The organism is Caulobacter sp. B11, from assembly GCF_002737765.1.
Taxonomy (GTDB): Bacteria; Pseudomonadota; Alphaproteobacteria; order Caulobacterales; family Caulobacteraceae; genus Caulobacter.
The window spans coordinates 1-8,351 of the sequence record NZ_PEGG01000072.1 but is presented as its reverse complement, the minus strand read 5'-3'; the positions used below and the strand labels follow the sequence as shown (position 1 = coordinate 8,351).

The 8,351-nt window shown below is 69.6% G+C and carries 9 protein-coding genes and 1 pseudogene; 3 read left to right on the top strand and 7 right to left on the bottom strand.

Annotated features, from left to right (window positions below):
- On the bottom strand, nucleotides 1-415 hold a 415-nt coding region (locus CSW58_RS04590), incomplete at its 3' end, for a dioxygenase (protein ID WP_143755076.1).
- A 426-nt stretch (nucleotides 416-841) separates the two neighbouring features.
- On the opposite strand from CSW58_RS04590, the gene CSW58_RS04580 reads away from it, so the two are divergent.
- On the top strand, nucleotides 842-1,999 hold the full coding sequence (locus CSW58_RS04580) for an acyltransferase (protein WP_099446485.1): 1,158 nt from the start codon (nucleotides 842-844) through the stop codon (nucleotides 1,997-1,999).
- Nucleotides 2,000-2,001: 2 nt separating this feature from the next.
- On the opposite strand, the gene CSW58_RS04575 is transcribed toward CSW58_RS04580, so the two are convergent.
- The 6 genes and pseudogenes from CSW58_RS04575 to nadA form a co-directional block, all read right to left on the bottom strand.
- Nucleotides 2,002-2,439, bottom strand: coding sequence for a hypothetical protein (locus tag CSW58_RS04575; protein WP_236627647.1), 438 nt, complete (start codon nucleotides 2,437-2,439; stop codon nucleotides 2,002-2,004).
- A gap of 20 nt (nucleotides 2,440-2,459) precedes the next feature.
- Entirely contained in the window at nucleotides 2,460-3,053 is a 594-nt protein-coding gene (locus CSW58_RS04570; RefSeq protein ID WP_099446483.1) for a response regulator, read from the bottom strand.
- 115 nt (nucleotides 3,054-3,168) lie between these two features.
- Entirely contained in the window at nucleotides 3,169-4,017 is an 849-nt protein-coding gene (gene nadC / locus CSW58_RS04565; protein WP_099446482.1) for a carboxylating nicotinate-nucleotide diphosphorylase, read from the bottom strand.
- Entirely contained in the window at nucleotides 4,014-4,271 is a 258-nt protein-coding gene (locus tag CSW58_RS14930; protein WP_236627648.1) for a hypothetical protein, read from the bottom strand. The genes nadC and CSW58_RS14930 overlap by 4 nt, the downstream gene beginning before the upstream one ends.
- Before the next feature lie 192 nt (nucleotides 4,272-4,463).
- Nucleotides 4,464-5,539: pseudogene (locus CSW58_RS04560) on the bottom strand (FAD-binding protein); the annotation flags it as partial.
- Nucleotides 5,540-5,577: 38 nt separating this feature from the next.
- Nucleotides 5,578-6,678 carry a quinolinate synthase NadA gene (gene nadA / locus CSW58_RS04555; RefSeq protein WP_201721572.1) on the bottom strand — a complete coding sequence of 367 codons (1,101 nt, stop codon included), beginning with the start codon at nucleotides 6,676-6,678 and terminating at the stop codon, nucleotides 5,578-5,580.
- A gap of 350 nt (nucleotides 6,679-7,028) precedes the next feature.
- On the opposite strand from nadA, the gene CSW58_RS04550 reads away from it, so the two are divergent.
- Both CSW58_RS04550 and CSW58_RS04545 read left to right on the top strand, forming a co-directional pair.
- The gene (locus CSW58_RS04550; RefSeq protein WP_099446486.1) at nucleotides 7,029-7,508 is read left to right on the top strand and encodes a Dps family protein; all 480 of its coding nucleotides are present in this window, start codon (nucleotides 7,029-7,031) and stop codon (nucleotides 7,506-7,508) included.
- A 17-nt stretch (nucleotides 7,509-7,525) separates the two neighbouring features.
- Nucleotides 7,526-8,351: cell wall hydrolase (locus CSW58_RS04545; protein WP_143755074.1), on the top strand; the 826-nt coding region annotated here is incomplete at its 3' end.

Here is an 8,351-nt window from a genome sequence, read left to right as displayed (position 1 = left end):
CGGGTCGGCCGCGATCCAGGCTCAGCTGCACCACCGGGATGTCGGCGTTGGGATACATCGGCCGCAGCACGCCCCAGGCCCCGTGGTCGAGGCCTCGAGTCGGATGCTGGACGACCGGGTCGGGCGCGAGCAGCTGAGCCACCCGCTGGGCCAGGGCCGGGTCGCCCGCCGCGGGATATTGCACGTCGAACAGGGCCTGGGGAAAGCCGCCGAAGTCGTGGATGGTCTCGGGATGGGTCGCGGCGCTGACCGCGCTGGCGCCCCGGGTTTCCCAGTGGGCGCTGACCATCAGGATGGCCCGCGGACGCGGAAGGTCGCGGCCCAGGGCCGACCAGGCGCGGCTCCAGCCATTGTCCTCGATGGCGTTCATCGGCGAACCGTGGCCGAGAAACAGGGCGGGCAGGCGGGCGGTCATGGCGCGGTCCTATCTGGCACTTCTTGAGTTACAGATAGGATCGCAGCGGTTGGGGCGCAAGCGCGGGGAGGGTTGGGAGCGTGACTTCCAGGGGACTCGCCCTTCAATTCCTCCACCTCCCCGGCGAAGGCCGGGGCCCAGGTCGAACCCGGAGCGTTGGGTGAGCTGGGCAGGGTCAGAAGGCGCATCATCCCCAAAGGCTCAGGCTGGATCTGGGCCCCGGCCTTCGCCGGGGAAGTGGAGGGGTTGGCTAGGGTAGGGCCTTTGACGCCCCCTAACGCCGTCTCCCCTGCGAAGGCCGGGGAAGTGGAGGGGTTTGGCAGAGGTCGATCCCTATGCGCCGGCTCCGTCCCCCTAACGCCTCACTCCCACGATGACGTCACGGCCGCTTTCCCAATCGGGTGAGCTTTGTTAAGGCCATGCACCGTGCAAACACCCGTCCTTCCCCCCGCCGCGCCCGATGAGGCGACCCTGACGTCCGTGGCCGATCGTCCGCTGCGGGCGGCGGTGCGGGGTGGGGCGCTGGACCTGTTGCGGTTTCTCGCCTCGCTGCTGATCGTGATCTATCACTACGGGGCCGAGAGCCCGCTTCGCATCGAGCGTTTCCACCAGGTGTTCTCGCGCGGCTTCCTGGCCACCGACTTCTTCTTGATGCTGTCGGGCTATGTGCTGGGCCGGGCCTATGGGGCCTCGACCCTGACTGGACGGATCAGCCCGCCGCGCTTCTGGCTGCGCCGGGCCGGACGGGTCTGGCCGGCCCACCTGATCGTGCTGGCGGCCATGGCCCTGTTGGTGCTGGCCCTGAACGCCCTGGGCACCGACGCCCACAAGCCCTCGCGCTTCGCCTGGGACCAGCTGCCGGGCCAGGCCCTGCTGATCCACGCCTGGGGCTTTCCCAGCGACGGCTGGAACCTGCCCAGCTGGTCGCTGTCGGCCCTGATCATCTGCTACGCCCTGTTTCCGTTCCTGTGGAAGGGGATCAGCCGGGTGCGTCACGCCTGGCTGCTGCCGCTGATCGGCGCGGCGATCTATGGCCTGTTCGAGCTTCTGGCCGGACGGGTGTTCGACCACGCCCTGGCCGATATCTCGTTCCAGTTCGGCATCGTGCGGGCCCTGCCGCTGTTCGTGCTGGGGGCCTGCCTGGCGCGGGCGGTCGAGATGAACTGGCCGTCCGAGGCCGCGGCCCGGGTCCTGCTGCTGGGCGGTTGCGGCGGGCTGGTGCTGCTGCAGACCCTGGACCGCTACGCCCTGCCCAGTCCGCTGCTGTTCGACCTGCCCAGCCTTGCGGCCATCGCCCTGATCATCCTAGGGGCCGGCCGCTTGCCGGTGAAGCGTCCCCGGGCCTGGATCGAGGAGGGGGCCAAGCTGTCCTTCGCCCTGTTCATCACCCACATCTTCGTGGGGGTGATCTACTGGAGCGCGGTGCACAAGCTGATCGACACCGTGCCGATCGGCATCGGCTGGCAGTGGCTGATGTGGCTGGCCGCGTTCCCGCTGGCCTATGGCGCGGCCTGGCTGTTCCATACCTATGTCGACCAGCCGCTGCAGGATCGGCTGGCGCCCTGGCTGCGCGGCCGGAGCTAACCTTAAGCTTCGCCGCCGCGCTGCTTTTCGAGCACCCGGGCCAGGCCGGCCAGGATCGGGGCCTGGGTCGCCGGATCGAGCGTGGCGCGGTGCAGGAGCTTGATCGAGGCGACATGCACCTTGATCCCGGCCAGCAAGGCGGGGGTCACTGCGCCGGCCTCTCCCACCAGATCGCAAAGCGAGCGCGCGGCGGTCTGGACGGCGTCGGTCTGTTCGGCCCCGCTGAGGCTGATGACATCGGCCGAGCAGCGATAGAGGGTGTCGATCAGGTCCGGCGCGTCGGGCGCCTCGAGCAGGGTGTCGAACTTGACCAGATAGTCGTCGATCGAGGTCAGCAGCGGTTCGCGCATCACCTCCAGCGCCGCGTCGGCGCGCTTGAGCGCGTCGGTGACGTACATGCCGCCCGACTGCTTGACCAACTGCGCGAGGCGCGGCCGCATGCGAAATTTTTTGACTTCGCTCATCCGGCGGACCTCTGGGGTTTGATCATCAAATCGAGTTCGGCCTGGGACATGTTTTCGCCGGAGGCTTCGCCCAGATCCGCCGGCTTGTCGTCGCGTCGGCGTCCATCGGGGTGCTCGACGGGCGGTCCGGCGTTTCGCCAGCGCCGGTCGGGACCAACATAGACATCGCACTCGATAAACAGGCGGTCGGCCCGCGCCACCCAAAGGATCCGCTCGAGAATGATGGCGGGGGCGATGGGCTTGGCGATGATGAAATTCGCGCCGCAGTCGCGGGCCTTCTCGACCTTGGACTTGGGGGTGTGGGCGGTGACGATGATCGCCGGGGTCATGCGCACGGCTTCGCTGCCTTCGGTGCGCACCCAGCGGATCAGGTCATAGCCGTCCATCTGCGGCATGTTGGCGTCGGTCAGGATCAGGTCGACCGGGCGGGCCTTCAGTTCGTCCTGGGCTTCCTTGCCATTGGCCTTGCGCACGATGTTGCGCAGGCCAAAGCTGGTCAGGACGCTCACCAGGATGTCCATCGACTGGCTATTGCCGTCGACGATCAGGGCCTTGGCCTTGTCGAGACTGAAATAGGTACTGGGTTGCAACCGCTGGCTCCGGCCCGTCCGCTGACGGTTTCGTGACCGGGAGACCCTAATGAGCGAAGGTTAAGGTTACGCTCCCGGGGTCGGGCAAATTGTCGCACCCGGGACCAGGTCGTGCTCAGGCCGCGTCCAGCCCGATGTCCAGAACCGGGGCCGAGTGAGTCAGGGCGCCGACGCTGATCACCTCGACCCCGGTCTCGGCGATGGCTCGCACCGTCGCCAGATTGACCCCGCCCGAGGCCTCCAGCACCGCTCGCCCCTTGGACAGACCGACAGCGGTCTTCAGGTCGTCGAGGCTGAAATTGTCCAGCATCACCACGTCGGGGCCATGGCGGAGGGCGTCTTCCAGCTGGTCCAGCCCGTCGACCTCGACCTCGACCTTGACCAGGTGGCCGGCGAAGGCCCGGGCCCGGCGGACGGCTTCGCCGACTCCGCCGCAGGCGGCCACATGGTTGTCCTTGATCAGGATGGCGTCATCCAGGCCGAAGCGGTGATTGGTCCCGCCGCCGCAGCGCACGGCGTATTTCTCCAAGGCCCGCAGGCCCGGCGTGGTCTTGCGGGTGTCGACGATGGTCGCGCCGGTGCCCTCGACCAGGCGGACATAGGCGCGGGTCAGGGTGGCGATGCCCGACAGGCGGCCCAGCAGGTTCAGCCCCGTCCGCTCGGCGATCAGCACGGCGCGGGCGTTGCCCTCGGCCCGGGCCAGGATCGCGCCGGGCGCGGCGTCGGCGCCGTCGGGGGTGACGATCTCGAAGGTCGCGGTCGGGTCCATCGCCGCCAGGGCCAGGCGGGCGCAGTCCAGGCCGGCGATGCGGCCGTCCTGCCGGGCGGCGAACACCACCGACAGCCGGGCGTCGGCGTCGATACAGGCCTGGCCCGTAATGTCGCCGGCCCGGCCCAGATCCTCGGCCAGGGCGGCCTCGATCAGGGGGCGGATAAGAAGATCGGGAAGGGGTGACAGGGTCATTCGGCGGCGTGGCGGACGGCGGGGTCCGCGCTCTCCAGGGTGACGAAGGCGCGAACGCCGACGGCGTCGGCGGCCGGGAAGTCGGCGCGGAAATGGCCGCCTCGGCTTTCCTCGCGCGCCAGGGCGGCGGTGACGATCAGCCGGGCGGCGATCAGGGTCGGGCAGGGGCCATGCCGATCTTCCAGAACCGCGATCTCGCCGGCCAGCCGCGTCAGGCCGGCCGCGTCGCGGATCACCCCGGCGTCGCGGCTCATGGCCTTGCGCAGGCTTTGCAGCGCGGCCTCGGGCAGGTCGGGCAGGGGCTGCAGCGACACCGGCTCGCCGCCGATGGTGACCGCCCTCGCCGCCGCCCGTCCGGCCCGGGCCCCGAACACGGCCGCTTCCAGCAGGCTGTTGGACGCCAGGCGGTTGGCGCCGTGCACGCCCGTGCCGGCGCATTCCCCGGCTGCGAAGAGTCCCGGCAGCGAGGTCTGGCCGTCCAGATCGGTGGCCACCCCGCCCATGTGGTAGTGCACGGCCGGCGTCACCGGGATCATGGCGCGGCGCGGATCGACGCCGCCGCGCATGCAGGCCTCGAACACGGCCGGGAATTCCCGCGGGAAGTGGCCGCCGACCCGCGACCACCACCGTGGCGTCCAGGAAGGCGCCGCGGCCGGCCTCGCGTTCGGCATGGATGGCCCGGGCGACCACGTCGCGCGGGGCCAGTTCTAGGGCGCCGGGTGATAGTCGGCCATGAAGGCGCGGGCGTCGCTGTTGCGCAGGATCGCCCCCTCGCCGCGTAGGGCCTCGGTGGCCAGGGGCGCGGGGTCGCGGCCGATGTCGATGGCGGTGGGGTGGAACTGGACGAATTCGGATCGGCGATCACCGCTCCGGCCAGGGCGGCCAGACCCAGACCCTCGCCGCGCACTTCCTTGGGCGTGGTGGTGACGGCGTAGAGGCCGCCGACTCCGCCGGTGGCCAGGATCACGGCGGGGCTCAGGATCTCGACCAACTGGCCGTCGATCTCGGCCAGCACGCCGACGACGCGGCCGGTGGCGTCCTGAAGCAGCCGGCGGGCGCGGGCGTTCTCGCGGATCTCGATGGTCGGCGTGGCGCGCACGGCGGCGATGACAGCGGCCATGATCGCCGCGCCCGCCCCGTCGCCGCCGACCCGAGCGACCCGGGCCCTGGAGTGGGCCGCCTCGAGGCTGAGGACGAAGTCGTCGCCGGTCTTGTCGAACGGAGCGCCCAGGGCGGCCAGGGCGCGGACGGCCGCCGGGCCCTCGGTGGTCAGCAGGTCGACCGCCTGCGGATCACACAGGCCGGCGCCGGCGGCGATGGTGTCGGCGGCGTGCAGGGCCGGGGCGTCCTCGTCCGACAGGGCCGCGGCCATGCCGCCCTGGGCCCAGGCGCTGGAGCAGCCGGTCGCCAGCGCCGTCGGCGACAGCACCAAAGCGCGCTTGGCCGCCAGAGCGGCGGTCAGACCGGCCAGACCGGCGCCGAGGATCACGGGGCCGTCGAAGGTGATGCGGCAGTGAGTCATTCGGGGCTCCACGCCCTTCCCCATCAAGGGGAAGGGCACTAGATCAGCTCGACGTCGACGTGATGGCGCGCCTTGACGAGGTCGTAGCGGGCCGGAACGGCGGGCGGCGGCAGGTCGATCATCCGTTGCACGGCCAGGCGGGCGCGGTCGGCGAGGACGGGATCCACCGTCACCTCGAACTGCTCGTTGACCAGGGCGTCGTAGATGTTGCGCAGGGTGATCCGCTTCATGTGCGGGCACATGTTGCAGGGGCCGATGAACTGGGTGTTCGGCGACTCCGCCTGGACGTTGGCGGCCATCGAGCACTCGGTGATCAGCACCACCTGGGCCGGCTTGCGCAGGGCGACATAGTCGTTCATCGCCGCCGTCGAACCGGCGAAGTCGGCGGCGTCGAGGATCTCGGTCGGGCATTCCGGGTGGGCCAGGATCTCGGCGCCCGGATAGGCCAGGCGCATCTCGGCGATGTCGGCGGCCGTGAAGCGCTCATGCACCTCGCAGCGGCCCTGCCAGGCGATGATCTTCACATCCGTTTGACGGGCGACATTGCGGGCCAGGAACTCGTCGGGGATCAGGATGACCTTGTCGACGCCCCATTCGCGGGCCGCCCACTCCACCACCTGAACGGCGTTGGCGCTGGTGCAGCAGATGTCGGTCTCGGCCTTCACCTCGGCGGTGGTGTTGACATAGGTGACCACCGGCACGCCGGGATAGCGGGCCTTGATCATCCGCACGTCGGCCCCGGTGATCGACGAGGCTAGGCTGCAGCCGGCCTTCAGGTCGGGGATCAGCACCCGCTTGTCCGGGGCCAGCACCTTGCTGGTCTCGGCCATGAAGTGCACCCCGGCCTGGACGATGATCGCCGCGTCGCACTTGGCCGCCTCGCGGGCCAGCCCCAGGCTGTCGCCGACATAGTCGCCGACCCCGTGGAAGATCTCGGGCGTCATGTAGTTGTGGGCCAGGATGACGGCGTTCTTCTCGCGCTTGAGCCGGTTGATCGCGGCGATCAGCGGCGCGTGCAGCCGCCATTCCATCGGCGTGACATGGTGCTTGACCTTGTCCCAGGCCGCGGCGGTTTCCGCCTCGATCTCGGCGGTGAAGGCCCCGAAGGCGTCAAGGGGGGCGGGGGAACCGTCGGCCATCTGATCCTCGCTTATGCTCAATCTGAGCATTTCCACGACCTCAAAAAACGCCGGGCCAGGATAACCGTTCCGGCGTCCGACTTATGCTGAAATTGAGCATAAGTCGTGAAAGACATATAGACCTTTGTTCGGGGATTGCAAAGGGCCTCCGCGAAAGACCCTTTCGTCCGTCGGCGCCGCCCCGCCGGTCGATCCCGGTGGAACCGCCGGGACCGTCGGGCGCTGATCAAGCGTCAGCGTCGGGGCCGGCCTGGGCGACAAAGACCGGGTCATCCCAACCTTTACACCGCGCTCAGCCTTGGCCCGAGGCCGGGGGCGCTTACCTAGGGGGCGCAGCAAGGGAGATGACCATGGCCGTCGCCGTGAACACCGGAATTTCGAGCAAGGATCGTGGCGCGATCGTCGCCGGCCTCAACAAGGTCTTGGCCGACGCCTATGCGGTCTATCTGAAGACCCACGGCTATCACTGGAACGTCCGGGGCCCCAATTTCCAGTCGCTGCACGTGCTGCTGGAAGGCCAGTACACCGAGCAGTGGGCGGCGCTGGACACCATCGCCGAGCGCATCCGCGCCCTGGGCGAGCTGGCCCCGCAGGGCTATGGCGCCTTCGGCAACCTCTCCAGCATCAAGGACGGTGATCCCGAGCAGGACTCCGACGGCATGCTGACCGACCTGCTCAAGGACAACGAGACCCTGATCGCCACCCTCCGCGCCGCCTTCCCGGCGACCGAGGCGGGCGGCGATGAAGCCACCGCCGACCTGCTGACCCAGCGCCTTCAGGCCCACGAAAAACATGCCTGGATGCTCCGCGCCACCCTTGGGGTGAAGTAGGACCCAGGATCGTCGGGATGTTGGGGTTCACAGCCCGCTGGCCGTCACGGGCCGTCTGGGCGTCGATCGTCCTGGGCGGTCTGTCGGCCTGCGCGACCTATTCCCTGCCGCCCGGCTCGGGACGGACGACGGGAATGGCCACGGTGACGGGCGGCCAGTTGTCCGACGCCGGCCTCGACCGCTATGTCGCCGACATGGACCCGGCCATGCTGGCCCTGGCCCGCCGCCACGACCCCCGGCCGCACAAGACCTTTTGGGGCCGGGTGCCGGGCTGGGAGGTCATCGATCTGAAGGACATCCCCCGCCTGGGCGACCGCGCCCCGACCTTCGACGAGGCGCGGATCATCAACGCCCTGCGCGTCGTCTCGCCCCTGCCGGTCGAGGCGGCCAACCCCTTCGTGCTGCGGAGCATCGGCCCCGAGCGCGATCGGGCCGTGCACTGCCTGACCCAGGCCGTCTATTACGAGGCGGGCTTCGAGCCCGTCGAGGGCCAGCAGGCGGTGGCCCAGACCGTGCTCAATCGCATGCGCCATCCGGGCTATCCCAAGTCGATCTGCGGCGTGATCTATGAAGGCTCGCTGCGCGCCACCGGTTGCCAGTTCAGCTTCACCTGCGACGGGTCGCTGAACCGCGAGCCCAACCCGATGCTGTGGGCCCCGGCGGAGGCGGTCGCCCGGCGGGCCCTGAACGGCTTCGTGATGAAGGAGGTCGGCGTCGCCACCCATTATCACGCCAGCTATGTGGCGCCCTATTGGGCCCCGACCCTGGTCAAGCTGCGGCAGGTCGGCCAGCACATCTTCTATCGCTGGACCGGACCGTCAGGCACGCTGGCGGCGTTCAAGG

Coding starts and splice junctions, on each gene's coding strand:
- CSW58_RS04575 (WP_236627647.1), bottom strand. CDS start 2,439: ATGCGGCCGCGCCTCGCGCAGTTGGTCAAGCAGTCGGGCGGCATGTAC.
- nadC (WP_099446482.1), bottom strand. CDS start 4,017: ATGACCCTGTCACCCCTTCCCGATCTTCTTATCCGCCCCCTGATCGAG.
- CSW58_RS14930 (WP_236627648.1), bottom strand. CDS start 4,271: ATGAGCCGCGACGCCGGGGTGATCCGCGACGCGGCCGGCCTGACGCGG.
- nadA (WP_201721572.1), bottom strand. CDS start 6,678: ATGGCCGACGGTTCCCCCGCCCCCCTTGACGCCTTCGGGGCCTTCACC.
- CSW58_RS04550 (WP_099446486.1), top strand. CDS start 7,029: ATGGCCGTCGCCGTGAACACCGGAATTTCGAGCAAGGATCGTGGCGCG.